This is a genomic window from Myxococcus xanthus, from assembly GCF_013116825.1.
Taxonomy (GTDB): Bacteria; Myxococcota; Myxococcia; order Myxococcales; family Myxococcaceae; genus Myxococcus; species Myxococcus xanthus_B.
Genome location: NZ_JABFNS010000363.1, coordinates 1 through 392, shown reverse-complemented (window position 1 = coordinate 392; position 392 = coordinate 1). Strand labels below are relative to the sequence as shown.

1 protein-coding gene is annotated in these 392 nt (G+C 72.4%); it reads right to left on the bottom strand.

All coding sequences use genetic code 11. The annotated features are described in order from the left end of the window. Positions 1-131 precede the first annotated feature (131 nt). The coding region (locus HNV26_RS37740) for a hypothetical protein (protein ID WP_171453082.1) at positions 132-392 on the bottom strand (261 nt) is incomplete at its 5' end.

Sequence of the window (392 nt, the reverse complement as noted above, 5' to 3'; positions counted from 1 at the left end):
CTGCGGAACTGCACGGGAAGTACCCGCAGGACTGGCTGCTCAACAACGAGATTTTCCTGCTGCTGGGGCGTTGAGCCGGGTCCCGGCCCAGGCCGGACCGCCAGTCGGCCGATGCCGCCCGGGCGGTCCCGTCAGGCCTGCAGCCAGTTCTTGACGCGGCGCTGCCAGTGGGAGGGAATCCTGCGCGCGACGCCGCGCAGCACCGGCAGGGACCGCAGGTACACCACGGCCGAGAGCAGGCCCGATTTCGCGGCGGCCGCGGGCGTCTCCTGCGGCAGATAGCGCTGCAGCTCCAGTGCGGACAGGGGCTGCGCGGGTGCCGCCGCGGGAATGTCCGCCAAGTAGTCGCCGTCGTAGCGGAAGGGAGCGGACGGCACGTCGCCGGGCAGGGC